Source organism: Acidovorax temperans, from assembly GCF_006716905.1.
Lineage (GTDB): Bacteria > Pseudomonadota > Gammaproteobacteria > Burkholderiales > Burkholderiaceae_C > Acidovorax > Acidovorax temperans.
In genome coordinates, this window is record NZ_VFPV01000004.1 from 145,729 (window position 1) to 169,912 (window position 24,184).

A 24,184-nucleotide genomic window follows, 5' to 3' on the forward strand; every position below is an offset into this window, starting at 1 on the left:
GAAAGCGCCGCGCCACGGTGGCCAGTTCCAGCGCCTGGATGGCCACGGCGCGGCTGCGCCGCGTGCCAGCACCGCATCAAAGCCGCCAAAGTGAAATTAGTCGTTGGCTTCGTCCCCGCCCAGGTTCAGGTGGATGGTGCGGTCGGGCGAAGCCACGGTCTGCTTGAGCAGCAGCAGGCTCTGCAGCAACGTGGACTTGCCCGACGAGTTGCTGCCCAGCAGCATGGTGACGGGCGCCAGCTGCACCGCGCCGCTGTCGCGCCAGGTATTGAGGTTCTGGCGATGGCGTTGGTCGATCATGGCGGGGCCATCTTACGGGGCTGCGCAGAAGTTTGAATTAAATTGGCCTGCAGCGCTTATGCAGAAAGCGCCAGCAGCTATGTTTTTGATAGCTAATCCTTCAGCGCAAGGCGGCGCGCCAGCTTGTGCAGGTTGCTCGCGTCGATGTCCAGCTCGCGGGCAGCGCCCGCCCGGTTGCCGCCGTGGCGGGCGAGGGCGGCCTGGATGCACTGGCGCTGCAGGCGCACGGCTTGCGGCTGCTCGGTCACCAGGTCGGCGAAAACGGCTTCGACAGCCAGGGTATTTATCACCATGGATGGGTATCTTGAACCATGAATAGTGATGGTGAAAATGACCGTAATGCCTGCAAGCCCTTGATTCATAAAGAAGAGTGCGGTGGCCTGCAGCTTGCGATGGAAGGGTGTCCCATCGGTGTGGCGCGTGCGCTTTGGCGCACCACCCGCCGTGCCCGTTTCATCACCCAAGGAGTCCTTCCGTGAACATCGACAAATTCAAGCACCAGCATCTCGACATCCTGCGCAGCATCGATCTGCTGCGGCAGTTGACCCACGCCGGGGTGGAGCGCAATGCGGCCGAAATCGCGCAGCGCATCGTTGCCATGAGCAGCACCATCAAGCTGCATCTGGCGGTGGAAGACCAGGCGCTGTACCCTGCCCTGCAGCGCAGCGGCAATGCCAGCCTGGCGCGCATGGGCCGCCAGTACCAGAGCGACATGGGCCCGATCGCCAGCGCCTACGACGCCTTTGCGCGCCGCTGGAACACGGCTGAAAGCCTGCGCACCGACGAGAAGGGCTTCCGCGCCGAAGCCAACGTGGTGTTGCGCAAGGTGTACGAACGCATGCAGCGCGAAGACCGCGATTTCTACCCCCGCATCGAGGAGCAAGAGGCCGTGCACGCCTGACAGCGCCGCGCCCGCGCGCATTGCTTTCGCCGGCCTGTGGGCCGGCTTTTTTTACCCTCGCTTACCGGTGCGTTTGTGTTGGGTCAAACTACCTATGGTGTTTGATGGGTATCGTGGACACCATAGGTAGTGTTTTACTCCATCTCGTAGATTGGTCAAACCCATGGCATCCACCCTTGTTACCTTGCCCCGCGAGGTCGTTTTGCGCAGCGGTCAGCGCGTTCCTTTTGACGCAGAACGCATCCGCGCTGCACTGGCCAGCGCAGGCCAGGCCTCGGGTGAATACGGCGCCGAAGAAGCCGCGCTGCTCACCGCGCAGGTCACCAAGGTGCTGATCCACCGCTTTCATGGCGAAGCGCCCACGGTGGAGCAGATCCAGGACGTGGCCGAGCAGACGCTGATCGCCGCCAACCACCTGGCCACCGCGCGCGCGTACATCGTCTACCGCGAGCAGCACGCCACGCTACGCGCCGACAGGCAGACGCTGGTGGATGTGGAAAGCTCCATCAACGAATACCTCACGCGGGCCGACTGGCGCGTGAGCGCGAATGCCAACCAGGGCTACTCGCTGGGCGGGCTGATCCTGAACGTGGCGGGCAAGGTCACGGCCAACTACTGGCTGTCGCACGTGTACACGCCTGAGATCGGCGAGGCGCACCGCAATGGCGACATCCACATTCACGATCTGGACATGCTCAGCGGCTACTGCGCGGGCTGGTCGCTGCGCACGCTGCTGCACGAGGGCCTGAACGGCGTGCCCGGCAAGGTGGAGGCGGGGCCGCCCAAGCACATGAGTTCCGCCGTGGGGCAGATCGTGAACTTTCTCGGCACGCTGCAGAACGAGTGGGCGGGTGCGCAGGCGTTCTCTTCGTTCGACACCTACATGGCCCCGTTTGTGCGCAAAGATGCCATGGACTACGCCGCCGTGCGCCAGTGCATTCAGGAGCTGGTCTACAACCTCAACGTGCCCTCGCGCTGGGGCACTCAGACGCCGTTCACCAACCTCACCTTCGACTGGACCTGCCCCGAAGACCTGCGCGAGCAGGTGCCGGTGATCGCAGGTGAAGAAATGCCCTTCGCCTACGGCGATTTGCAGGTGGAGATGGACCTCATCAACCGCGCCTACATCGACGTGATGACCACGGGCGATGCCAAGGGCCGCGTGTTCACCTTCCCCATCCCCACGTACAACATCACCAAAGACTTTCCGTGGGAGAGCGAGAACGCGCAGCTGCTGTTCGACATGACGGCCAAGTACGGCTTGCCGTACTTCCAGAACTTCATCAATTCCGAGCTGGAGCCGAACATGGTGCGTTCCATGTGCTGCCGCCTGCAGCTGGATTTGCGTGAACTGCTCAAGCGCGGCAACGGCCTGTTCGGCAGCGCCGAGCAAACCGGTAGCCTGGGCGTGGTCACCATCAACTGCGCGCGCCTGGGCTACCAGCACGCGGGCGATGAAGCGGGCCTGTTTGCCGCGCTGGACCGCCTGATGGAACTGGGCAAGCAAAGCCTGGAGACCAAGCGCAAGCTGATTCAGCGGCTGATGGACCAGGGCCTGTTCCCCTACACCAAGCGGTATCTGGGCACGCTGCGCAACCACTTCAGCACGCTGGGCGTGAACGGTATCAACGAGATGGTGCGCAACTTCACGCACGGCCGCGAAGACATCACCAGCGACTTTGGCCACGCGCTGGCCCTGCGCCTGCTCGACCACGTGCGCGAACGCATGGCGCAGTTCCAGGAAGAAACTGGCCACCTCTACAACCTGGAGGCCACGCCCGCCGAGGGCACGACCTACCGCTTTGCCAAAGAAGACAAAAAGCGCTGGCCCGCCATCCTGCAAGCGGGCACGGCCGAGCAGCCGTACTACACCAACTCGTCCCAACTGCCCGTGGGCTTCACGGACGACCCGTTCGAGGCGCTGATGCGGCAAGAGGCGCTGCAGTCCAAATACACCGGCGGCACGGTGCTGCACCTGTACATGGGCGAGCGCCTGTCCAGCGGCGCCGCCTGCCGCGAGCTGGTGAAACGGGCGCTGACGAACTTTCGCCTGCCCTACATCACCGTCACACCCACGTTCTCCATCTGCCCCACACACGGCTACCTGGCGGGCGAGCACCCGTTCTGCCCGCGCTGCGATGAAGAGCGGCTGGCCGCCAAGCGTGCGCAGCTGGCAGCGTAGTACAAGCCAAACAGGGCTCCAGCGCTTATCTATCAAGCGCTAGCAGCTATTGTTTTTGAAGCAACCTGATTCCCAACCACCCACCAAGGAGTTTTGCCATGACCCACGTTTCCACCACCGAGAACACCGCCCTGGCCGCCGCCGTGCAGTTGACCGACGCCGAACGCCAGCCCTGCGAGGTGTGGACCCGCGTGATGGGTTACCACCGCCCCGTGGCCAGCTTCAACACGGGCAAGCAGGGCGAGCACCACGAGCGCCAGTTCTTCAGCGAGCGCGGCTGTGCCCGCTAACCCCAGCCCTGCCCCGGCCCACACGCTGCGCATTGGCGGCATCACGCCGCTGACCACCATCGACTTCCCCGGTCGGCTGGCGGCCGTGCTGTATTGCCAGGGCTGCCCCTGGCGCTGCAGCTATTGCCACAACCCCGAACTGCTCGACGCCACCACGCCCGCCGAGATGGACTGGCCGCAGGTGCTGGCCTTCTTGCGCAAGCGCCAGGGCTTGCTGGACGGCGTGGTGTTCTCGGGCGGAGAGCCCACCCTGCAAGCGGGCCTGCCGCAGGCGCTGGAAGAAGTGCGCGCCCTGGGCTTTGCCACGGCCCTGCACACCGGCGGCATGTACCCCGAGCGCCTGGCCGCTGTGCTGCCCCTGCTCGACTGGGTGGGGCTCGACATCAAAGGCCCAGAGCACCGCTATGCCGACATCACCGGCGTGCCGGGCAGCGGTGCCCGTGCGTTTGAATCGCTGACCCTTTTGCAGGCCAGCCCCGTCGCGTTTGAATGCCGCACCACCTGGCACGCCGGGCTGTATGAGGCGCAAGAACTTCAGGCCCTGGGCGACCAGCTGGCTGGCCAGGGCGTGCGCCACTGGGCCGTGCAGGTTTGCCGCCGTGTCCCCGGCGCGCCCGATGTGACGCCCTCGACCGTGGCGGCCCCGGTGGGGGCGCAAATCCCGCGTTTTGAGGTTCGGGGCGGCCAAAGAGGGGCTGTTGGGTAAAAAAACTGGCCTCCGATGGCTGTTTTTTTGCATTATGAGAATCCATTGCAAAAAAAGGGCATTTAGACAGCCCGGCGCAAGCAGAATCGGAGACCATTCGAATTTGATCGCTGTCGCTGGTCTGTTTTGCGGGCCGGTGGCTTTTCCACTCCTGTTCCTCGAGACAAGTCATGAGTACACAGCAACCCTCCATCATCTACACCCTGACAGACGAAGCGCCACGCCTGGCCACTGCGTCTTTCCTGCCCATCGTCCGCAGCTTTGCGGCCCCGGCGGGTATCAACGTGACCGAGAGCGACATCTCGGTCGCAGCACGGGTGCTGGGGGAGTTTCCGGAGTACCTGAAGGAAGAACAGCGCGTGCCCAACACGCTGGCCGAACTGGGCAAGAAGACCCTGCAGCCCGATGCCAACATCATCAAGCTGCCCAACATCTCTGCTTCGGTGTCCCAGCTCAAGGCGGCCATTGCCGAGCTGCAGTCCAAGGGCTATGCGCTGCCCGACTACCCCGACCAGCCCAAGGACGACAAAGAGAAGGAAATCAAGGCCCGCTACGGCAAGTGCATCGGCTCTGCCGTGAACCCCGTGCTGCGTGAAGGCAACTCCGACCGCCGCGCCCCCAAGGCCGTCAAGGAATACGCCCGCAAGAACCCCCACAGCATGGCCGAGTGGAGCCAGGCTTCGCGCTCGCACGTCTCGCACATGCACGCTGGCGACTTCTACCACGGCGAAAAGTCCATGACGCTGGACCGCGCCCGCGACGTGAAGATGGAGCTGATCACCAAGAGCGGCAAGACCATCATCCTGAAGCCCAAGGTCAGCCTGCTCGACCGCGAAGTGATCGACAGCATGTTCATGAGCAAGAAGGCGCTGCTGGCCTTCTACGAAAAGGAAATCGAAGACGCACGCAAGACCGGCGTGATGTTCTCGCTGCACGTGAAGGCCACCATGATGAAGGTCTCGCACCCCATCGTGTTCGGCCACTGCGTCAAGATCTTCTACAAGGAAGCGTTCGAGAAGCACGGCAAGCTGTTCGAGGAACTGGGCGTCAACGTCAACAACGGCATGGTCGATCTGTACAACAAGATCGCCACGCTGCCGCAGTCCAAGCAGGAAGAGATCAAGCGCGATCTGCACGCCTGCCATGAGCACCGCCCCGAGCTGGCCATGGTCGATTCCGCCAAGGGCATCACCAACTTCCACTCGCCCAACGACATCATCGTGGACGCCTCCATGCCGGCCATGATCCGCAACGGCGGCAAGATGTGGGACGCCAACGGCCGCCTCAAGGACGTGAAGGCCGTGATGCCGGAATCGACCTTTGCCCGCATCTACCAGGAGATGATCAACTTCTGCAAGTGGCACGGCGCGTTCGACCCCAAGACCATGGGCACCGTGCCCAACGTGGGCCTGATGGCCCAGCAGGCCGAGGAATACGGCAGCCACGACAAGACCTTCGAGATCCCCGAAGACGGCGTGGCCAACATCACCGACCTGGCCACCGGCGAAGTGCTGCTGAGCCAGAACGTGGAGCAAGGCGACATCTGGCGCATGTGCCAGACCAAGGACGCCGCGATCCGCGACTGGGTGAAGCTGGCCGTCACCCGCGCCCGCAACTCCGGCATGCCCGTGGTGTTCTGGCTCGACTCGTACCGTCCGCACGAGGCGCAGCTCATCACCAAGGTGAAGATGTACCTGCACGAGCACGACACCACCGGCCTCGATATCCAGATCATGAGCCAGGTGCGTGCGATGCGTTACACGCTGGAGCGCGTGATCCGTGGCCTGGACACCATCAGCGCCACCGGCAACATCCTGCGCGACTACCTCACCGACCTGTTCCCCATCATGGAACTGGGCACCTCGGCCAAGATGCTGTCCATCGTGCCTTTGATGGCTGGTGGCGGCATGTACGAAACCGGTGCCGGCGGCTCGGCTCCGAAGCACGTGCAGCAGCTGGTGGAAGAAAACCACCTGCGCTGGGACAGCCTGGGTGAATTCCTGGCACTGGCCGTGTCGCTGGAAGACCTCGGCATCAAGACCGGCAACGCCAAGGCCAAGGTCCTGGCCAAGACGCTGGATGCCGCCACCGGCAAGCTGCTGGACAACAACAAGAACCCCAGCCCCAAGACCGGCCAGCTGGACAACCGCGGCAGCCAGTTCTACCTGGCCCTGTACTGGGCACAAGAGCTGGCCGCGCAGACCGAAGACGCCGAACTGGCCGCCAAGTTCGCACCTTTGGCCAAGCAGCTGGCTGCCGACGAGCAGAAGATCGTAGACGAGCTGAACGCCGTACAAGGCAAGCCTGTCGATATCGGCGGCTACTACCTGCCCGATACGGCCAAGCTGGACGCGATCATGCGCCCCAGCCAGACGTTCAACAACGCACTGAAGGCCGTGCTGGGCTGACGAGCAACTGGACGTCTTGGGGGCTTGCGGGCCCTCAATGCCGAGTTTTCAGCCTGAGAGGCGCTGCTTGCAGCGCCTCTTTTTCATGGTGGGTGCTTGTTTCATTGGGCCGCTGCCGCGCACACCCGCAGCACTTCAGCACCGTACGCTTCCAGCTTCTTCGCGCCCATGCCGCTGATGCCCTGCAGGTCGTCCAGCGAAGCGGGGTTGCGCTCGGCAATGGCTGCCAGCGTGGCATCGTGGAAGATGACGTAGGCGGGCAGGTTGTGTTCGCGGGCCACCTCGGCGCGCCAGGCCTTGAGGTTGATGAAGCGCACCTGCGCGTCGGGCCCCAGGTTGGCGGCGGCGGCTGGTGGGGCGCTGCTCTTGCGGGTGCGCTTGGGCGCGGCGGCCGAGACGGATTCGCGCAGTTGCACCGGCACCTCGCCCTTGAGTACGGCGCGTGAGCCTTCGGTGAGGGACAGCGTGTCAAAACTCATGCCGCTGTCCAGCATCACCTTCTGCAGGCCGACAGCCCCGGTGGCAATCAGCTGGCGCAGCACGCCGCGCAGCTGGGGCTCGGTCAGGTCTGCGCCAATCCCGAAGGTGGAGAGCTTGTCGTGCCCGAACTGCGCCACCTTGTCCGTCTTCTTGCCCCGCAAGATGTCCATGATGTGCCCAGCACCAAAGCCGATGCCGCTGGCCTGTTGCACGCGGTAGATGGTGGACAGCAGCTTGCGTGCGGCGTCCGTGGCATCCCACACGGCGGGCGGGTTCAGGCAGTTGTCGCAATTGCCGCAGGGTGTGGATGCCTCGCCAAAGTAAGCCAGCAGTCGCACGCGGCGGCAGTCGGTGGCTTCGGCCAGGGCCAGCAGGGCATCGAGCTTGCCGCGCAACGCCTGCTTGAACTCCTCACCCGCCGGGCTCTCGTCGATCATGCGGCGCTGGTTCATCACGTCCTGCAGGCCATAAGCCATCCAGGCATCGGCGTTCAGCCCGTCACGGCCCGCGCGGCCGGTTTCCTGGTAGTAGCCTTCGATGTTCTTGGGCATGTCCACATGCGCCACAAAGCGCACATCGGGCTTGTCGATGCCCATGCCAAACGCAATCGTCGCCACCATCACGATGCCTTCCTCGCGCAGAAAGCGGTCCTGGTGGTTCTGGCGCACTTTGGTGTCCAGCCCCGCGTGGTAGGGCAGGGCGTTGATGCCCGCATCCTGCAGCGTGGCGGCCAGCTCTTCCACGCGCTTGCGCGACTGGCAATACACCACGCCTGCCTCGCCCGAATGCTCACGCTCGATGAAGCGCAGCAGTTGCGTGGTGGCGTCCTTCTTCTCGACGATGGTGTAGCGGATGTTGGGCCGGTCAAAGCTGCTGATGAACAGGCGCGCGTCCTGCAACTGCAGCCGCTCGATGATGTCTTCGCGCGTCAGGGCATCGGCCGTGGCCGTGAGCGCAATGCGCGGCACCTGTGGATAGCGCTCGTGCAGCAGCGTGAGCGCCCGGTACTCAGGGCGGAAGTCGTGCCCCCATTGGCTCACACAGTGGGCTTCATCAATCGCGAACAGCGACAGGTTACCGCTGTCGTACAGGCTGTCGAGCAGGCCCAGAAAGCGCGGCGTGTTCAGCCGCTCGGGCGCGGCATACAGCAGCGTGATCTGGCCGGTTTGCAGCCGCCACTCCACGTCCTGCGTGGCGTCAAAGTCGAGCGTGGAGTTGAGAAACGCCGCATCCACCCCCGCTTCGTGCAGCGCACCCACCTGATCGTGCATCAGCGCGATCAGCGGCGACACCACGATGGTCACGCCCTTGCCCTGCCGCTGGCGCACGATGGCAGGTACCTGGTAGCACAGGCTCTTGCCGCCGCCTGTGGGCATGAGCACCAAGGCGTCGCCACCGCCAATCACATGTTCGACGATGGCCTGCTGCGGGCCTCGGAACTGTTCGTAGCCGAACACGTCTTGCAAGACGGCATGGGCGGGAGACTGTGCTGAAGGAACGCGGGTGGACAAAAGAATGCTCTGAATTTGATAGCTGCTAGCGCCTTTCGGATAAGCGCTAGAGGCCAATTTGGTTTGAAAACGGCGAAATCCGAAGCACACCCTAACCGTTCGGGCTGAGCTTGTCGAAGCCAGGGCGCATAGGGCCCTGGCCCAACGGATTTCATCGCTCCAGCGCTTTTGCAGGTGCCGGATTATCGAACCAATAGAGGAATGGACGGCGCCTGCTGCAGACTGCTGCGGGGCGCTGCAGCGTGCTTATTGTGCGCTGGGGGCGATGTCCCAAGGATTGAGCAGCACCACAGGCGCGTGGGCAAAGTCGCTGACGTTGCGTGTCACCACGGCCAAGCCATGTTTCAGCGCCGTCGCAGCAATCAACGAATCGAAAGCCGCCATGGGCTTGCCCGTAGCCTCGGACTGGGCGCACAAGCGGGCCCAATATCCGGCGGTGTCGCGTGTGGAGGGCAAAGCCCACTGCCCAAAGCCAGCCTGCACATGACCCAGCCAGGTGAATGCACGCACTTTGCAGGCTGTGGACTATTTGAGTCGCAAAACAAAATTCTCGTCAGAGAGTTTTTCGCGCATATCGGCAATGTCTTTGAATGGTGAGCTTTGGATGGTTTTCACCATGCCATCCATGACAATATGCAAAGCTTCGACATTGCCGCTGTCTAAAGCTTTGTCCATGGCATGGATTTGAGCTTGAAGCCCTGTTTTCCGCAATTCAAATGCTTCTGACAAGGCTTGTTTGATGACATCACGCTGGGTGCGGATTTGCTCAATGGTGGCATCACGGTCAGCCAATATGGCCACCCGTTTTGTTTTTTCTTGCTCACGCAGCTTTTGGTAATCGGAGTGGGCGTCGTGCATCTTCCCAACGCCTTCTATGAGCTGAAGTCCTGGTACTTGCTTCGCAGTAGCTTTACCACCCTTGCCCATTAAGCTGTGCACCAATGTGTTGGCTAGACTTTTTTTTGTCATGCTTGCTCCAATAAATGCTGCATTTCTTCGATCGTCTTCGCGCTCTTGTCGGTCACTCGTCCCTCACTGTCCAAAATTTCAACTTTGGCGACACGGTAAAGAGCTGAGCCCAAAGCAATCATCACATTGAAGCTGCTTTGGTCTTTGTCCGATAGCTTTACATATTCAATTTTCTGTGTTGCGAGGCCTTCTGGCAGCGGACGACCTTCATCCAGATAAATCGCCTCACGATCACGACGTACTCTGCCAACCATGCGAGAAACACGATTGGCTGCGGCTTGAAATCGCTCATCCAGTGTTTGCAATACCCGGGCGAGTTCTTGGGTGCGTGTATCTATAGCATCGAGCGCTACGCTCATGCTGGCAAGTTGTTCCACAGCTTTATCTATCTCGGCGGAGTGAGTGAGTGCTTTGGTTAGCGCTTCTTCTGATTTGCCTGCTGCTAAATAGCCCATCACCAATAGCACTGGGCCAGCCATGACGCTGCCTAGCACTGCAGTGCCGCCAGCCATGCCCAGCCCGCCAGATGCAAGAGATCCACCACCTAGCCATGCAAGCGTTGCATTGGTTGCAGCGGCACCTGAAAGGCTTGAGATAGCCGTCCCTGTAGACGCCATTCCCAACATACTGACTGCTTGCCCCACACCAGCTCCCACCATGGCGCCAGCAGCAGCACTTTGAACTCCGTGTTGAAGAAAATCCGTGGCTTGGTAGCTCGCATTTTCCAGCTCGCTCTTCGGGATGACCTCAACGGGCATGTCGTAGCCATCGATCCGAATTTCGCCGAAATCACTGCCAGCGATTTGATTCATCAACTGGGCAAACTTCGCGATGCTTTTGCTCACGATCTGCAGCCGCTGCGTGCCCAGTCCATTCAATTGGACGCAGACTTCTTCTCGACGAGCATCCAAGGCGCTCGCTGTATCGCGTAGTTGCTGCTCGGAGGTTTTTATCCACTCTTGTGCCGTGCTGTAGTTCTTTTTGGCATCCCAGCCTTTCTTGAGCCCTGTAACTGCGGATGCCAAGGCGCTCACGCCAAACGCAATGGGAATTAACGGAAGTGCCATGATTTTCCTTATTTCAAGAACAGGGTAATTTCACCCACATGTGACACCAAAAACAGCAAAATCCCAATCACGCACCCCACAGCGGTGCCGCTGATACGGATGTACTGCAAATCAGGGCCAATGCTGAGTTCAATTTGGCGCGACATATCCTGAGCATCCCATTTGCGCACGGTGTCGCTAATATGGCCTGTCAAAAAGTCTGCAAATTGTGGTGCTGCGCCACTGGCCAATGCTTGCATGTGTTCATTAATGGAGGTGCGCAACTCTTGATCTTCTGCCAGCTTTTGTCCCAGCCACAAGCCCATGCGCTCGATTTGCTGTTGCAGTTGGGATGAGCTGCTTTCCAGGTCGTTGGACAGCCAGTCGCGTAGCGCTTGCCATAGGCTGCGTGTGTAATTCGCCAGTTCAGGGTTACTCTGTATGTACTCTTTGATCTCTTCACCCTTACGCCGAAACTCTTCGTTCGTTTTCAGGTTTCTCACCAGTTTTTTTAGTGCAAGATCAAATGTCTCGCGCAGTTCGTGCGTGGGGCTGTTAGCAACTTCGTCCAAAAAACGGTTCAGTCCCGAGCTAGCGGCTTCTGCCGCTTGATCGCCTATCCATTCTGTGGGTAAGAGCATCTGCTTCCATTTGTGCTCTGACTTCAACCAATTCACCACACGCTGCGCTATTTTCTCTCGCAACGCTGGATCGCGCAGTTTCTCTGCGACAAAACCCAGCGCAGCGTCCAGTAGCTGTTGGTGACGCCCGCCTTTGGTCAGCATTTCCAACACCGATCCCAGCGCCTGCGAGAAATCCAGCTTGCCAACCACGGCTTTGGTCGCATCGCTGATAAAGGCCTGAATGCGCTTGTCGTCCACCAGATCCAGCCAGTTGCCCATTAAATTGGCAGCGTGCCGCCCAACCCTGCGCGCATTGGATGGGGTAGATAGCCAACTGGCAAAGCGTTGCGCAGGGTCACTGCGCTGAATCAGCTCGGTCAGTACCTGGGGGTTGAGGAATTTTTCGCGAACAAAGTCAGCCAAATTGGTGGCAATGCGATTCTTGCTCTGCGGAATGATGGCTGTGTGCGGAATGCGCAGGCCCAAAGGATGCCGAAACAGTGCCACCACGGCAAACCAGTCGGCCAGACCGCCCACCATGGCGGCTTCGGCACCTGCTTTTATCAGCCGCGTTGCAAAGGTAGACGGCATAAAGAGTGTGGCGATGAACACCACCATCGCCAACGCCAAACATCCCAGTGCCAAATATTGCATGCGGCGCAATTCGGCTTCTTTGTCACGGTTCAATTTCACATCTCCCATGGTTACTCACTTTGAAAAATCCAGGAATCTTGGCGGTTGCAATGGCTAATGAATTCACCACAGCTTGCGCATCTGCAGTGCCAAGAGTTGCAAAAAATTTGGGCTTGACGCTCCGAGCGGCGCATGGCCGCAGCTAGGGCACTCGGCAAAGTAGTCAACCCCCACAAACATGCAGTCACTGCGGGGTTGTACCGTTTTCGACCAATGGCATGCCGGGCAGGTGTAAGTGGATGTTGGGGGCGCTACGGGCATGGTTCGCTCCTTGACGGTGCTTGTGCGGGTTCACCGCACCACCCGCCCGTTCTCCATCAACGTCCCCCTGCCATCCCACCGATACACCGCCTTGCTCATCCCCGCCTTCTTCTGCGCAGCCGCGCTGTCAAACGGCCCGGCAAACCCCACCATCGCCACTGTCACGCCCGTTTTGACGTCGAAGCTGGGGTAGATGAGGTCGGAGCAGGTGCCAAATGCGGGCGATGTTTTGAGTCCCTTGGCGCTGAATTGCACGATGCGGAATTGCGCTGGGCAGGCGCTGCCGCCGGTGTCTTGCAGCAGCAATACGTCGTCAGCGCCCCATTCGTAGCGGGCGACGATGTGCAGGTTGCTGTTGCCTTCGATGGCGGGCTGCACGGGCTTGCCTTTGAAGAGGAGGGCCTTGTCGTCGTCGCGCACGCTTACGGTGCCAAAGCGGGTTTTCACGGCCGATTCGTAGCCGTGTACCAGTGTTTCGACGCCGATGGGGCCTTGGGCTTTAGTGATTTCGTACCAGCCCATGGGTTGCTCTGAAAATGTGAGCGCTGAAGTCTCATCCAATATGCGAGAGGTGGCTTTTTCAACCTTGCACAGCATGCCGGGAAGGCAATTTTTCAGGATGGCTTTGCCTGCGGGGGAGGCGTTTTTGACGGCATAGCCCACCAAGTCGCCAGATTCTGGGCTGACGGTGAAGAGTGCGGAGTGGGTGGCACCTTTTTCGAGCAATCCTTCAACGGCTTCGGCATGGATCGTTGTGCTGAGCAGGGTGGCGAGTGTGGCAGCTGTCAGGGTGAGAGGTTGTTTGAAAGACATTTGATGGGCTCGTTAAAAAAGGAGCCTCACGCCAATTGTTTCTAAAAGTTTAAGCGGGCGTGGGGCAGGTTTCAGGTGCGGTGAGCGGTTTTTTTGTGGGGGTTGGCTTATCACCACAAGAAGGCAAACGGCCCGTCCATGCGCGCGGCCTTTTGTGCGAACTCTGGCTGTTTCAGCGTGAGGTAGCGGATGCCCTCGACCAGCGCCACCAGGGCGGGGATGTAGGTGAGGCACAGCACGATGTAGACGATGCCCCAGCCCCATGCGCCGGTGTAGAACTTGTGGATGCCGATGCCGCCCAGCAGCAGGGCCAGGATGCCAGCGGTGACTTTGCTTTTCTCTGGCGGCAGCTGTGTGTTGGGTGGTGATGCCCGGCCTTGGCGTTGTGGTGAGCCGCATTGGGGGCAGGCGACAGCGGTGATGTGCAGGGGTTTGCTGCAGCCATGGCAATAGGTCATTTGGCTGATGGTGGTTTCTGGGGCTTGGTCCATGGTGGCTCCGAGGGTTGAAATGGGTTGGGGCGTCATGCGGTGGGTGCCTTCAAAGCCGGGTGCCGCAGGTGCCCAGCAGGGCAATGGCGGCCATCACCAGGGCAGCGATGGCCATGCCTTTGCCGCGCGTTTGCTTGGCCAGGCTGACGCTGGCGAGCACGGTTGCGGCGGTGATGAACAGGAATGAGCCCAGCAATTGGTCTTGGTCCCAGCCGTTGGAGTCGAACAGGGCTAACAGCGGTATGGCGCTGCAGATCAGGGCGGGTACGGGTAGCCACAGGGTGCCGGGCAATGGGGTATCTGGCCCATGGTTGGATCGCGCTGGTTGGGCGTGGTGGCCGGGCGCTTGCACGGCTCCGCATTGCGGGCAGCTCAGGGCGGATTCGTGGATTTGGTGTCCGCAGGCTCTGCAGTAAGACATGGTGTGTTTCCAGGTGGCAGTGGTGAATGCGTTCGTTGGCTCTTGTGTGCAGGCAAGGCTTCGCCCTGCCTGTGCGGGGGCACAGGTTCAAAAATGTGGTGTTGGGCGGGTTGCCTTCTAGGCGGTGTGGAGTCGGTAGCAGGCTTGTTGCCGCGTCATCCGCATCGCCATGTGGCAGGGCTGTGGCTTATTGATTTGGCATCTTTCCACCTGGAGTGCCCGTCAGGGCTGCGCTGGGCCGAGCTTGGTGTGGCGCTTCGACAGGCTCAGCGTGAACGGGTTGGGTGGTTGCATCCTGAATCAAGATCCATCGTCAACGCTACGCTGGCCCAGGCTGCTGGCCACTTTGCGCCGCAGGTGGCCGATGTAGGTGCCTAGCGTGGCGGTGGACACAACACCTGCTGCAAATACGATGGCGAAGGCGGCCAGGGTTTCCAGGGGCGAAGGTTGGTTGTTCATGGCGTGGTTCCTTGTCAGGCGGGGTAATGGGGATGTTTGCGGGCGCTTGAGCGGGCGCTGGGGCGGGCGTTTAAGCGAGGTTCAGGTAGGCCTTGAGCTGCAGCTCCATATCGGCTTGCAGGCTTTCGGGGCTGATGATGCGGACGTGGGGTATCCACGCTCGAACGGTGGGCCAGATTTGGTTGGGGTGTGCAATCTGCCCTGACAGGATGAGGCCGCCGTCCTCCAGCTCTTTGATGGTTTTTTGCCCGGCGATGAGCTTGCGTTGCTTGAAGTAGGTGGCCACCTCGGCGGCCACTTTGATGACCACTTCGGTTTTGGACAGGTTCAGCCAAATGCTGTCTTCCTCTTCCAGCGTTTTCACGATGGTTGGGTCTTGCTCGAATCGCTCATCTGTGTTGGCAAACGGCGCTTCGATTTTGGTGAGTGTGTAGCACTTGAGCTTGTCTTGATCGACTGCAGCCAGGTACCAAATGCCCTCGTGGTTGATGAGTTGGTAGGGTTTGAGGCTCTGGGTCACCTTGGGACCGTCGGTTTTGAGATACCTGAAGCCCACGGTGCAGCAACGGTCGATGGCTTGCTGCAACAGGTTGAAGGTGTTTTCGTGCCCGCTCAGGTCCTCATAGCTGGGGCCACGCACGAGCAGGGCGTTTTGGTAGCTGGTTTGCAGCCAGCGGCGGATCAATGCGTCGTTCAACTGCGGATACAGGCCTTCCAGCCCCGCAATTTCTGCAAAGCGCGTGATGTCCTGCAGAGACAGTAACCCCAGCTTGGACGCCGCAACGCGGTAGCTGCCGTTTTGGACTTCCAGTTCCAGAAAGTCCAGCTTTTCGTTCAGGTCGCGCTGCACTGTTCGCAGGGTCACCTCATACTCGGCGGCCAGTTTTTCGGGCTGCAATGCTTCGCCTTGGTTGAGTCGGCGCAGCATGTCTACCAAGCGCGCTGCGTACGTTGACGCAGTGGTGTTTCTGGACAGTGCGGATTTCTTTGGATGCATGTGACGGAGGGCTGTAGATGCGTGATGGAGAAATCGTAAGCATCTGTTTTGCCAAACCGTGTCGTTGGCGCAATGGATTGCAAAAAAACTGCAAAAAGCCACATGCAGGGCCTGTTGGGGCGCACTTTCTACAATAGCCCCCTATGCAAGCCCTCCACTACACCCGCGCCCAGCAGCTCCCCGACATCCTCGCCCAACGCATCGTCATCCTTGACGGTGCCATGGGCACCATGATCCAGCGCTTCAAGCTGGGTGAGGCCCAGTACCGGGGGGAGGGCTACACCGGGCCAGACGGAGCAGGTGACAGGTTCAAGGACTTTCCCCGCGATGTAAAGGGCAACAACGAGTTACTGAGCCTGACGCGCCCTGACGTGATCCGCGACATCCACGAGCGCTACCTGGCTGCGGGTGCCGACCTGATCGAGACCAACACCTTTGGTGCCACCACCATCGCGCAGGAGGACTACGGCATGGCCGACTTGGCGCGCGAGATGAACCTCAAGTCTGCCCGCCTGGCCCGCGCCGCCTGCGATAAATACAGCACCTCCGACCACCCCCGCTTTGTGGCCGGTGCTCTGGGCCCCACGCCCAAGACGGCCAGCATCAGCCCCGATGTGAACGACCCCGGTGCGCGCAACGTCGATTTTGAAACCCTGCGCGCTGCCTATTACGAGCAGACTGAGGCGCTGGTCGAAGGCGGCGCCGACGTGCTGCTGGTCGAGACCATCTTTGACACCTTGAATGCCAAGGCCGCGCTGTTTGCGATTGACGAGTTCTTTGAAAAGAGCGGCGAGCGCCTGCCCCTCATCATCAGCGGCACGGTGACCGATGCATCCGGCCGCATTCTGAGCGGGCAGACGGTGACGGCCTTCTGGCACAGCGTGCGCCACGCGCGCCCCCTGGCCATTGGCCTGAACTGTGCCCTGGGTGCCACGCTGATGCGCCCCTACATCCAGGAGCTGAACCGCGTGGCCGAGGACACCTTCATCAGCTGCTACCCCAACGCCGGCTTGCCCAACCCCATGAGCGACACCGGCTTTGACGAAACGCCGGAGGTGACGAGCCGCCTGGTGCACGAGTTTGCTGCCGAGGGGCTGGTCAACATCGTGGGCGGCTGCTGCGGCACCACGCCCGACCACATTGGCGCCATTGCCAAGGCGGTCGAGAAAGTGCCTGCGCGCAAGATGTTTTACCCGGCCGAAGTTTGAGAAAAACCGGGTTTGTAAGAAAATACGGCCCCAGCGCTTGATCTGCAAGCGCTGCTAGCTATCAAAATAATAGCTATCATCCCCCGGCCAAAGGGCCTTGCCGCTGGGGGCTGCTGCAGGCGCCTTCACGGGCGGCGGCAGTCCGGGGTGCCGCATGTGCGGCACCTTGTTGTTTGTGCTTCGCTGGCCCCCACCGCCTTGATCCATGCTCTCCACTGCTGAAACTCCCACTGCCGTCGCCTTGCCTGTTGAAGCGGACGCGGCCACGCCTGCTGCCGATGCTGCGCTGGAACGCGAAGCCACCAAACTCGAAAAGCGCCTGGTGCGCCAGGTGGCCCAGGCCCTTGGCGACTTTGGCCTCATTGAGGACGGCGACAAGGTGATGGTGTGTGTGTCTGGCGGCAAAGACAGCTATGGCTTGCTCGATGTGCTGCGCATGCTGCAGCAGCGCAACGGCAACAAGTTCGAGCTGATCGCCGTCAACCTCGACCAGAAGCAGCCGGGCTTTCCGGCCCATGTGCTGCCCGAATACCTGACCAAGGTGGGCGTGCCCTTCCACATCGAAACGCAGGACACCTACAGCGTCGTCAAAGAGCACATCCCCGAGGGCAAGACCATGTGCAGCCTGTGCAGCCGCCTGCGCCGGGGCATTCTGTACCGCGTGGCCGACGAGCTGGGTGCCACCAAGATCGCGCTGGGCCACCACCGTGATGACATGCTGCAGACGTTCTTTCTGAACATGTTCTTCGGCGGCAAGCTCAAAGGCATGCCGCCCAAGGTGCAGAGCGACCGGGGCGACCACCTCATCATCCGCCCGCTGGCCTATGTGGCCGAGAGTGACCTCACCCGCTGGGCCGAGATCCGCAACTTCCCCATCATCCCCTGCACCCTGTGCGGCAGCCAGGAGAACCTGCAGCGCAAGCAGATCGGCCAGATGCTGCGCGACTGGCAGCAGCTCTACCCCGGCCGCATCGAGAACATGGCCGTGGCGCTGCGCAACCTGGTGCCCTCGCACTTCATGGATACGCGCCAGTTCGACTTCAAGGGCCTGGTGCCCAATGGCGTGCAGGATGCCGATGGCGACAAGGCGTTTGATGCCGAAGAGTTTCCAGCCCAGGCCGTGGGCATGCTCGGCGGCCTGCCGCTGATGCCCCGCTGAACCTGACCTCTGACGATTTTTAGACAGGGCCACCCCATGACCACCCTCAAAGCCCCCGAACTGCTCCTGCCCGCTGGCTCGCTCGACAAGATGCGCGCCGCCTACGACTTTGGTGCCGACGCGGTGTACGCCGGGCAGCCGCGCTACTCGCTGCGCGCGCGCAACAACGAGTTCCGCCTGGAGCAGATCCGCCAGGGCATTGACGAAGCCCACGCACGCGGCAAGAAGTTCTTTGTGACCAGCAACCTGATTGCGCACAACGACAAGATCCGCACTTACCTGCGCGACATCGAACCCGTGATCGATTGCAAGCCTGACGCATTGATCATGGCCGACGCGGGCCTCATCATGATGGTCAAGGAAAAGTGGCCCGAGCAGGTGGTACACCTCTCGGTGCAGGCCAACACCACCAACTGGGCGGCGGTGAAGTTCTGGCAGAAGATGGGCGTGGAGCGCATCATCCTCTCGCGCGAACTGAGCCTGGACGAGATCGAAAAAATCCGCCAGGAATGCCCCGACATGGAGCTGGAAGTGTTTGTGCACGGCGCGCTGTGCATTGCGTATTCGGGCCGGTGCCTGCTCAGCGGCTACTTCAACCACCGCGACCCCAACCAGGGCACCTGCACCAACGCCTGCCGCTGGAACTACGCCACGCACGACGCCGACATCGACCCCACCACGGGCGAAGCCATTGCGCAGAAGATGGAAGGCGACTTCAACTTCGAGGCCGCGCAGCAAAAGGCCGAGCAATCGTTCTCCACCACCGGCAGCGGCCAGCGCCACCCCAAGGCCGACAAGGTCTACCTGATCGAAGAAGCGGGCCGCCCCGGCCAGCTCATGCCCATCATGGAAGACGAGCACGGCACCTACATCATGAACAGCAAGGACCTGCGCGCGGTGGAGCATGTGGCGCGCCTCACGCAGATCGGCGTGGATTCGCTCAAGATCGAAGGCCGCACCAAGAGCCTGTACTACGTGGCCCGCACCGCCCAGGTGTACCGCCGCGCCATCGACGACGCCGTGGCGGGCCGCCCCTTCAACCCCGAGCTGCTGATCGAACTGGAAGGCCTGTCCAACCGCGGCTACACCGGTGGCCTGTTGGAGCGTCGCCCCAGCAACGACTACCAGAACTACCTCAGCGGCCACTCGGCCACGCAGCGCAGCCAGTACGTGGGCGAGGTGCTGGGCACCGAGGGCATTGCCGAAGCGGGCCTGTCGGGAGACTGGGTGCTGGTGGAAACCAAGAACCACTTTGCCGTGGGCGACCTCATCGAAGTGGTGCACCCCAGCGGCAACATCCAGGTGCGGCTGGACCAGATGCGCAACGTGGAAGGCCAGCCCGTGCAAGTGGCCCAGGGCAGCCCCGTGCGTGTGTGGATTCCGCTGCCCGCACGCTACAGCGGCGCACTGCTGGCGCGGGTCATCGAATCGCAGCCGCCTGCGGCAGCCGCAGAGCCTGCACTCGCTGTCTAAGGTGCTTGGGGTCAGTGCTGGAAGGTTTTAGGAAAAAAGTGCCTCCAGCGCACAACCCATAAGCGCAACCAGCTATTTATTTGATAGCGAATCGGCGGGACGGTTGCCCGCAGCCTGAACTGCCCCGGCCCCCTGTTCACCGGGGCGGATCAGGGCCAGAATGCGTTCAGTTCCCACCTCCAGGCGCGGTTGCACATTGCAAAGGCGCCGGTCGCAGGTGGGCCACGCCACTGTTCACCGCTCCACCATGTCCATCCAGATGGATCCCCCCCGCAGCCCTGTGCCCGCCGTGGCGCAGGCGCTGGCCGAAGCCGCTTTGCAGCGGCAAAACATGCTGCTGGGCGCTGACAAGGGGGCGTCCCGCGTAGTGGTGCCCGGCGCTGGTAGCTCCACGGGCGGTGTTCCACCCTTACCCACGCCAAATCCCGCCGCCCCTTTGGCACCCCCGCCTTTGCCCGAGGGCGCCAGTGACCCGGCGCTGGCGGACCGCGTCAGCCTCTCACCTCGCGCCAGCCAGGCGCTGCAGGGGCAGGGCCAGACCCCCGCCGCTGCGCCGCCCACTGCGGCGGCCCAGCCAGGGCGGGGCGTGGCGGTGCCTCCAGCGGCCATCCCCACCCTGGCAGCTGCGGGTGCCGGGGGCGTGGCCGGTGCAGCGTGGCCTGCCACCGGGGTGTCGCCCGCCATGCGGGGTTTGTTGGATGCGCTGGTGCAGCAACTGACCCCTGCTGCCCAGCGTGTGGTGGCGGTGCAGCCCTGGGGTGCGGGCCTGGGGGGCGCTGGCGGCCTGCCCGCAGACCCCGACCTGCCCCCGTTGCAAACCTGGCTGGTAGGCCAGGGCCTGTTGCACACCGAACAAGGGCCACGCGCATTCACCGCCACGCTGCGGGTGCCTGCTGCGTGGCTGCAGAGTTTGCCCGCCGCTTCGTCACCCTCCAGCCCCACGCCATCGGGCACGCTGCAGGCGGCTTTGGCGGGGCGCAGCCAGGCGCTCACCAGCGGGCTTTTTGCGCTGGTGCTGCAGCCAGGTGTGGGGGCGGGTGAGCGAGCGGCCGCCACCAGCGCCCTGTTGTCGCTCGAATTGGCCCCCTGGCAGGGCGCCGCCGCGAGCGTGGTGTACGGGCGCGACCAGCTCCAGGCCCGCAACGACCCGTGGCTGCAGATGCTGGCGCTGCAGGCCAGCGGCTACGGGCGCGAGGAGGAAGAAGCTGACCAGCGCCGCCGTGCGCGCGGCCATTGCGACACGCCCGGTTGCCCCTACGCAGGCCGTGCGCCCTGTGAGCAACCCTTTTGCCTGGCCATGCGCGTGGTGCCTGTGCAGGCCGTGCCCCCGGTGGGCGGGGTGTGATACGGATTTGCCTTCAACCGTATCACGTCGTTGGTTCGCCTTGCCGTGCTACAGCACTGTCTGCGGCTTCCCGCCTAGTGATTCGGCTGAATCCAAAACCGTAACAATCCACCTTGGTGCGCCCATGCCATGGACATAAAAAAACCGCCCCGTGGTGGGGGCGGCTTTGCCGGGCGCTTGTGGCGCACCTGGGTTCGTGGCGCTGGCGATGTGCCAGCGCTGCGAAAAATCAGACCAGGGCAGGCCTCATGGATACAGGCCGCGCATTTCGCGGGCGTGCAGGATGCGCTGGCAGGCCACGATGAAGGTGGCGGTGCGCAGGCTCACCTTGTGCTCTTGCGCCACTTGCCAGATGCCCGCAAAGGCCTCTTGCATGATGCGAACCAGGCGGGCGTTGATCTCGTCTTCGCTCCAGAAGAAGCTGGAGAAGTCCTGCACCCATTCGAAGTAGCTCACCGTCACGCCGCCAGCGTTGGCGATCACGTCGGGCAGCACCAGCACGCCCTTGTCGTTCAGGATGTCGTCGGCCTCGGTGGTCGTGGGGCCGTTGGCGCCTTCGATCACCAGCTTGGCCTTGATCTTGCCGGCGTTGTCCTTGGTGATCTGGCCTTCCAGCGCGGCGGGGATCAGGATCTCGCAATCCACACCCCAGAACTCTTCGGCCTTCATCACTTCGGCGCCAGCAAAGCCGCCCACGCCGCCACGGGTTTTCACATGCGCCAGCAGCGCGGGTACATCCAGGCCCTTGCTGTTGAAGATGGTGCCGGTGTGGTCTTGCACAGCCACCACCTTGGCACCGGCTTCGGCAAACAGCTTGGCGGCAATGCCCCCCACGTTGCCGAAGCCCTGCACGGCCACGCGGGCGCCGTCCAGCGCCAGGCCGGTCAGCTTGGCGGCTTCCACACCCACGGTGAACACGCCGCGGCCGGTGGCTTCCACACGGCCCAGCGAGCCGCCCAGGTCCACAGGCTTACCGGTGACCACGCCGGTGGCGGTGGCGCCCACGTTCATCGAGTACGTGTCCATCATCCAGGCCATGACCTGGCCGTTGGTGTTCACGTCGGGTGCGGGGATGTCCTTTGACGGGCCGATGAGCAGGCCGATTTCGCTGGTGTAGCGGCGCGTCAGGCGCTCCAGCTCACCCATCGACAGCTTCTTGGGGTCCACGCGGATGCCGCCCTTGGCACCGCCGTAGGGCACGTTCACCGCCGCGTTCTTCACCGACATCCAGGCCGACAGGGCCATCACCTCGGACAGCGTCACGTCCTGGTGAAAACGCACGCCACCCTTGCCGGGGCCCCGGCTCAAGTTGTGCTGCACGCGGTAGCCTTCGTAGTGGGCGATGGTGCCGTTGTCCAGCTCGATCGGCACGTCCACGATCAGGATGCGCTTGGGCCGCTTGAGCGTTTCCACCCAGCGCGCCAGGCTGCCCAGGTAAGGGGTGACGCGGTCCACCTGCTGCAGGTAGTTGCCCCAGGGGCCGAGGTGGTCGGCCTGCAGGTACGAGGGCAGCGGATGCGCAGATGCGGCGGGTGTGCCAGAGGGATTCGACATGGGAATTTCCTTGTGGGATCGATTCAAGCCGCGAAGCTTATGCCTGTGGTCGAGCGGTGTCTAAGGCCAGTGTGTATGCCCCTTATGCATTCGTTGCATAACCACAGGGGCGCCAGGATGCGGTTGTTTGCGTCAAAACAAAAACGGTACTTTTGTGCGGTTTTGCAGAACGGTGTGGCAACGCTGGCGCCAGATGCCTGCTTTTGTGGCCGCGCTTCATATTTGGCCGATAAACTCGGCCGCCGAAGCGCTCCCTCGGCACCGTCGCACCCCAGCGCACCAGCCGCTCCTCTATTCAACAAGGTAAGCCCATGAGTTTGAACTGCCCCGCCTGCGCCATCGAAAACCGCGAGGGTGCCAAGTGCTGCAAAGACTGCGGCGCCCCGCTGGTGCAACACTGCCCCGAATGTGCTGCGCCGTGCAAGCTGGGGGCCAAGTTCTGTGGGCAGTGCGGCCATGCGTTCGCCACGGCAGCGGCAGCCGTTCCAGTGGCCGCGGCTCCTGCCCCAGCACCGGTGGAGGAGCTGGATTTCGATTTTGATATGGACGGCCCCGCCGACCCCGAGGCCGACACCCGCCCGGCCCCGCTGGAGCCCTCGCCCGACAGCCCTTCAGATGAGGTGGATTTGCTGCTGGATACCCCCGCGGAGCCCGCTGCGCCCGCGCAGGACACCACTCTGGGTGCGGTCGCTGGCGCTGTCGCGACCACTGCGGTGGAGGTAGCGGACGTGGAGGAGACTGCTCCTGCTCCTGCTCCTGCTCCTGCTCCTGCTCCTGCTCCTGCTCCTGCTCCTGCTCCTGCTCCAGAGCCAGAGCCAGAGCCAGAGCCAGAGCCAGAGCCAGAGCCAGAGCCAGAGCCAGAGCCAGAGCCAGAGCCAGAGCCAGAGCCAGAGCCAGAGCCAGAGCCAGAGCCAGAGCCAGAGCCAGAGCCAGAGCCAGAGCCCGTCGTGCCTGCGCCGCAGGCCACCGCGCCCAGCTTGGCAGAAGGTGACACGTCGCCTCTTTCAGCAGCCACACCCGTGTCTGCCCCTGAAGCAGCGCAAGTCCCTGCCGCCCCAGTCGCTCCAGTGATCCCTGCTGCGCCAGAGGCGCCTGCTCCGTCGGCTCCGCCATCCAAAGCCCCGGCTCCAGCGCCCTGGCCTTTGCCGCCAGAGCCTGCAGCGCCCGAAGCGCGCGGCTCGGCTGCCAAATATGCAGCGCTCGGCCTGGGGGGTATCGCCGTGGTCGCCGGGCTGGCCTGGTGGCTGCTGGGCACCAAGCCCGCAGCCCCATCGGCCAGCGTGCAGCCACCGGCAGCCCAGGTCAGCCCCGCGGCACCGGCCGACGCCAGCCCCGCAGCGGTGCCACTGGCCCCCGCTGCGCCCCCCGCCGCCGCGGTAGAGCCGCCGCCCCCGGTGGCACCCGTGACCGCTGGGCCTGCCGTGGCGTCGCCCGCGGTGGGCAGCGCTGCGGCTCCAGCCCAGGCGGCACCAGCTGCGCGGCCCGCACCCAAGACGGCTGACGCAGCGCCAAAGCCAGCCCCCAAGCCTCGCGCCAATGCGCAGACCCAGGCGCCCGCCGCCAACGAGCCGCCTTGGCAGCATGACGGCCCGCGCGGCCCCGCACCGGCCACGTTGTCGCAGCCCAGCGCGGCACCAGCCCCCGCGCCTGCGGGCGAAGGCCTGGGCCCTTTGCGTGCAGCCCTGCGCCAGTGCGACAGCCAGGACAACATGCTGAGCAAGGGCGTGTGCGTGGTGCGTGCGCGCCACCAGCACTGCGGCAGCAACTGGGGCAAGGTGCCCGAGTGCCCTATGAGCAACCGCAACAACGACCCTTACAGCAACTGATCGGGTCGAGTCCACACAACGGGCCCGCTGCAGCGGGCCCGCCATGCATACCAAACCAACCGAGGGAA

Annotated in this window: 22 protein-coding genes and 1 pseudogene; 10 read left to right on the forward strand and 13 right to left on the reverse strand. The window is 62.7% G+C overall.

Annotated elements, in window-relative coordinates:
• Positions 1-96: 96 nt before the first annotated feature.
• Complete coding sequence (locus BDD18_RS22315; protein ID WP_066696802.1) at positions 97-300, reverse strand: AAA family ATPase; 204 nt, start codon at positions 298-300, stop codon at positions 97-99.
• Positions 301-392: 92 nt separating this feature from the next.
• Positions 393-518 (reverse strand): annotated as a pseudogene (locus BDD18_RS19195) (helix-turn-helix domain-containing protein); the annotation flags it as partial.
• 257 nt (positions 519-775) lie between these two features.
• Between BDD18_RS19195 and BDD18_RS19200 the strand changes: the two are divergent.
• The 5 genes from BDD18_RS19200 (at position 776) to BDD18_RS19220 (ending at position 6,787) form a co-directional block, all read left to right on the forward strand.
• Complete coding sequence (locus tag BDD18_RS19200; RefSeq protein ID WP_044397110.1) at positions 776-1,201, forward strand: hemerythrin domain-containing protein; 426 nt, start codon at positions 776-778, stop codon at positions 1,199-1,201.
• 163 nt (positions 1,202-1,364) lie between these two features.
• A complete protein-coding gene (locus tag BDD18_RS19205; RefSeq protein WP_142085250.1) occupies positions 1,365-3,383 on the forward strand; it encodes a ribonucleoside triphosphate reductase in 2,019 nt (672 codons plus the stop codon).
• A 98-nt stretch (positions 3,384-3,481) separates the two neighbouring features.
• A complete protein-coding gene (gene nrdD, locus BDD18_RS19210) occupies positions 3,482-3,673 on the forward strand; it encodes an anaerobic ribonucleoside-triphosphate reductase (protein WP_044397112.1) in 192 nt (63 codons plus the stop codon).
• On the forward strand, positions 3,663-4,379 hold the full coding sequence (locus BDD18_RS19215; RefSeq protein WP_244939159.1) for an anaerobic ribonucleoside-triphosphate reductase activating protein: 717 nt from the start codon (positions 3,663-3,665) through the stop codon (positions 4,377-4,379). The genes nrdD and BDD18_RS19215 overlap by 11 nt, the downstream gene beginning before the upstream one ends.
• Positions 4,380-4,549: 170 nt before the next feature.
• The gene (locus BDD18_RS19220) at positions 4,550-6,787 is read left to right on the forward strand and encodes an NADP-dependent isocitrate dehydrogenase (RefSeq protein WP_142085252.1); all 2,238 of its coding nucleotides are present in this window, start codon (positions 4,550-4,552) and stop codon (positions 6,785-6,787) included.
• A 101-nt stretch (positions 6,788-6,888) separates the two neighbouring features.
• On the opposite strand, the gene recQ is transcribed toward BDD18_RS19220, so the two are convergent.
• The 10 genes from recQ to BDD18_RS19265 all read right to left on the reverse strand — a co-directional run bounded on the left by recQ (position 6,889) and on the right by BDD18_RS19265 (position 15,551).
• Entirely contained in the window at positions 6,889-8,778 is a 1,890-nt protein-coding gene (gene recQ / locus BDD18_RS19225) for a DNA helicase RecQ (protein ID WP_142085255.1), read from the reverse strand.
• Positions 8,779-9,024: 246 nt separating this feature from the next.
• On the reverse strand, positions 9,025-9,288 hold the full coding sequence (locus tag BDD18_RS19230) for a PIN domain-containing protein (protein ID WP_211360836.1): 264 nt from the start codon (positions 9,286-9,288) through the stop codon (positions 9,025-9,027).
• Between the two features lie 15 nt (positions 9,289-9,303).
• Positions 9,304-9,747, reverse strand: a complete 444-nt coding sequence (locus BDD18_RS19235; protein ID WP_142085257.1) for a hypothetical protein — start codon at positions 9,745-9,747, stop codon at positions 9,304-9,306.
• On the reverse strand, positions 9,744-10,814 hold the full coding sequence (locus BDD18_RS19240) for a hypothetical protein (RefSeq protein WP_142085259.1): 1,071 nt from the start codon (positions 10,812-10,814) through the stop codon (positions 9,744-9,746). Before BDD18_RS19240 ends, BDD18_RS19235 begins: the two co-directional genes overlap by 4 nt.
• 8 nt (positions 10,815-10,822) lie before the next feature.
• Positions 10,823-12,118, reverse strand: coding sequence for a DUF445 domain-containing protein (locus BDD18_RS19245; protein WP_142085261.1), 1,296 nt, complete (start codon positions 12,116-12,118; stop codon positions 10,823-10,825).
• A 282-nt stretch (positions 12,119-12,400) separates the two neighbouring features.
• A complete protein-coding gene (locus BDD18_RS19250) occupies positions 12,401-13,183 on the reverse strand; it encodes a hypothetical protein (protein WP_244939160.1) in 783 nt (260 codons plus the stop codon).
• A 110-nt stretch (positions 13,184-13,293) separates the two neighbouring features.
• Complete coding sequence (locus BDD18_RS19255; RefSeq protein ID WP_211360838.1) at positions 13,294-13,674, reverse strand: TM2 domain-containing protein; 381 nt, start codon at positions 13,672-13,674, stop codon at positions 13,294-13,296.
• A 49-nt stretch (positions 13,675-13,723) separates the two neighbouring features.
• Complete coding sequence (locus tag BDD18_RS19260) at positions 13,724-14,095, reverse strand: zinc ribbon domain-containing protein (protein WP_142085263.1); 372 nt, start codon at positions 14,093-14,095, stop codon at positions 13,724-13,726.
• 300 nt (positions 14,096-14,395) lie between these two features.
• A complete protein-coding gene (locus tag BDD18_RS22180; RefSeq protein ID WP_170207432.1) occupies positions 14,396-14,554 on the reverse strand; it encodes a hypothetical protein in 159 nt (52 codons plus the stop codon).
• 70 nt (positions 14,555-14,624) lie between these two features.
• Positions 14,625-15,551: a helix-turn-helix transcriptional regulator gene (locus tag BDD18_RS19265; RefSeq protein ID WP_142085265.1), complete on the reverse strand. Its 927-nt coding sequence runs from the start codon at positions 15,549-15,551 to the stop codon at positions 14,625-14,627.
• A gap of 143 nt (positions 15,552-15,694) precedes the next feature.
• Here BDD18_RS19265 and BDD18_RS19270 point away from each other — a divergent pair, with 143 nt between their 5' ends.
• The 4 genes from BDD18_RS19270 to BDD18_RS19285 all read left to right on the forward strand — a co-directional run bounded on the left by BDD18_RS19270 (position 15,695) and on the right by BDD18_RS19285 (position 20,736).
• Positions 15,695-16,759 carry a homocysteine S-methyltransferase family protein gene (locus tag BDD18_RS19270; protein WP_142085267.1) on the forward strand — a complete coding sequence of 355 codons (1,065 nt, stop codon included), beginning with the start codon at positions 15,695-15,697 and terminating at the stop codon, positions 16,757-16,759.
• A 205-nt stretch (positions 16,760-16,964) separates the two neighbouring features.
• Complete coding sequence (ttcA, locus tag BDD18_RS19275; RefSeq protein ID WP_142085269.1) at positions 16,965-17,918, forward strand: tRNA 2-thiocytidine(32) synthetase TtcA; 954 nt, start codon at positions 16,965-16,967, stop codon at positions 17,916-17,918.
• Between the two features lie 36 nt (positions 17,919-17,954).
• Entirely contained in the window at positions 17,955-19,391 is a 1,437-nt protein-coding gene (gene trhP, locus BDD18_RS19280; RefSeq protein WP_142085271.1) for a prephenate-dependent tRNA uridine(34) hydroxylase TrhP, read from the forward strand.
• Between the two features lie 247 nt (positions 19,392-19,638).
• The gene (locus BDD18_RS19285) at positions 19,639-20,736 is read left to right on the forward strand and encodes a hypothetical protein (protein WP_142085273.1); all 1,098 of its coding nucleotides are present in this window, start codon (positions 19,639-19,641) and stop codon (positions 20,734-20,736) included.
• Between the two features lie 246 nt (positions 20,737-20,982).
• Here the strand turns inward: BDD18_RS19285 and BDD18_RS19290 are convergent, their stop codons facing one another.
• Complete coding sequence (locus BDD18_RS19290; protein ID WP_142085275.1) at positions 20,983-22,290, reverse strand: Glu/Leu/Phe/Val family dehydrogenase; 1,308 nt, start codon at positions 22,288-22,290, stop codon at positions 20,983-20,985.
• 311 nt (positions 22,291-22,601) lie between these two features.
• Between BDD18_RS19290 and BDD18_RS23050 the strand changes: the two genes are divergently transcribed.
• The gene (locus tag BDD18_RS23050) at positions 22,602-24,116 is read left to right on the forward strand and encodes a zinc ribbon domain-containing protein (RefSeq protein WP_142085277.1); all 1,515 of its coding nucleotides are present in this window, start codon (positions 22,602-22,604) and stop codon (positions 24,114-24,116) included.
• Positions 24,117-24,184 lie beyond the last annotated feature (68 nt).

What these genes read in the sequence shown, in the direction of transcription:
- BDD18_RS22315 (WP_066696802.1), bottom strand. Translation starts at nt 300, where the DNA reads ATGATCGACCAACGCCATCGCCAGAACCTCAATACCTGGCGCGACAGC.
- BDD18_RS19205 (WP_142085250.1), top strand. Translation starts at nt 1,365, where the DNA reads ATGGCATCCACCCTTGTTACCTTGCCCCGCGAGGTCGTTTTGCGCAGC.
- nrdD (WP_044397112.1), top strand. Translation starts at nt 3,482, where the DNA reads ATGACCCACGTTTCCACCACCGAGAACACCGCCCTGGCCGCCGCCGTG.
- BDD18_RS19220 (WP_142085252.1), top strand. Translation starts at nt 4,550, where the DNA reads ATGAGTACACAGCAACCCTCCATCATCTACACCCTGACAGACGAAGCG.
- BDD18_RS19235 (WP_142085257.1), bottom strand. Translation starts at nt 9,747, where the DNA reads ATGACAAAAAAAAGTCTAGCCAACACATTGGTGCACAGCTTAATGGGC.
- BDD18_RS19240 (WP_142085259.1), bottom strand. Translation starts at nt 10,814, where the DNA reads ATGGCACTTCCGTTAATTCCCATTGCGTTTGGCGTGAGCGCCTTGGCA.
- BDD18_RS19245 (WP_142085261.1), bottom strand. Translation starts at nt 12,118, where the DNA reads ATGGGAGATGTGAAATTGAACCGTGACAAAGAAGCCGAATTGCGCCGC.
- BDD18_RS19250 (WP_244939160.1), bottom strand. Translation starts at nt 13,183, where the DNA reads ATGTCTTTCAAACAACCTCTCACCCTGACAGCTGCCACACTCGCCACC.
- BDD18_RS19255 (WP_211360838.1), bottom strand. Translation starts at nt 13,674, where the DNA reads ATGGACCAAGCCCCAGAAACCACCATCAGCCAAATGACCTATTGCCAT.
- BDD18_RS19260 (WP_142085263.1), bottom strand. Translation starts at nt 14,095, where the DNA reads ATGTCTTACTGCAGAGCCTGCGGACACCAAATCCACGAATCCGCCCTG.
- BDD18_RS22180 (WP_170207432.1), bottom strand. Translation starts at nt 14,554, where the DNA reads ATGAACAACCAACCTTCGCCCCTGGAAACCCTGGCCGCCTTCGCCATC.
- BDD18_RS19265 (WP_142085265.1), bottom strand. Translation starts at nt 15,551, where the DNA reads ATGCATCCAAAGAAATCCGCACTGTCCAGAAACACCACTGCGTCAACG.
- BDD18_RS19270 (WP_142085267.1), top strand. Translation starts at nt 15,695, where the DNA reads ATGCAAGCCCTCCACTACACCCGCGCCCAGCAGCTCCCCGACATCCTC.
- ttcA (WP_142085269.1), top strand. Translation starts at nt 16,965, where the DNA reads ATGCTCTCCACTGCTGAAACTCCCACTGCCGTCGCCTTGCCTGTTGAA.
- trhP (WP_142085271.1), top strand. Translation starts at nt 17,955, where the DNA reads ATGACCACCCTCAAAGCCCCCGAACTGCTCCTGCCCGCTGGCTCGCTC.
- BDD18_RS19285 (WP_142085273.1), top strand. Translation starts at nt 19,639, where the DNA reads ATGTCCATCCAGATGGATCCCCCCCGCAGCCCTGTGCCCGCCGTGGCG.
- BDD18_RS19290 (WP_142085275.1), bottom strand. Translation starts at nt 22,290, where the DNA reads ATGTCGAATCCCTCTGGCACACCCGCCGCATCTGCGCATCCGCTGCCC.
- BDD18_RS23050 (WP_142085277.1), top strand. Translation starts at nt 22,602, where the DNA reads ATGAGTTTGAACTGCCCCGCCTGCGCCATCGAAAACCGCGAGGGTGCC.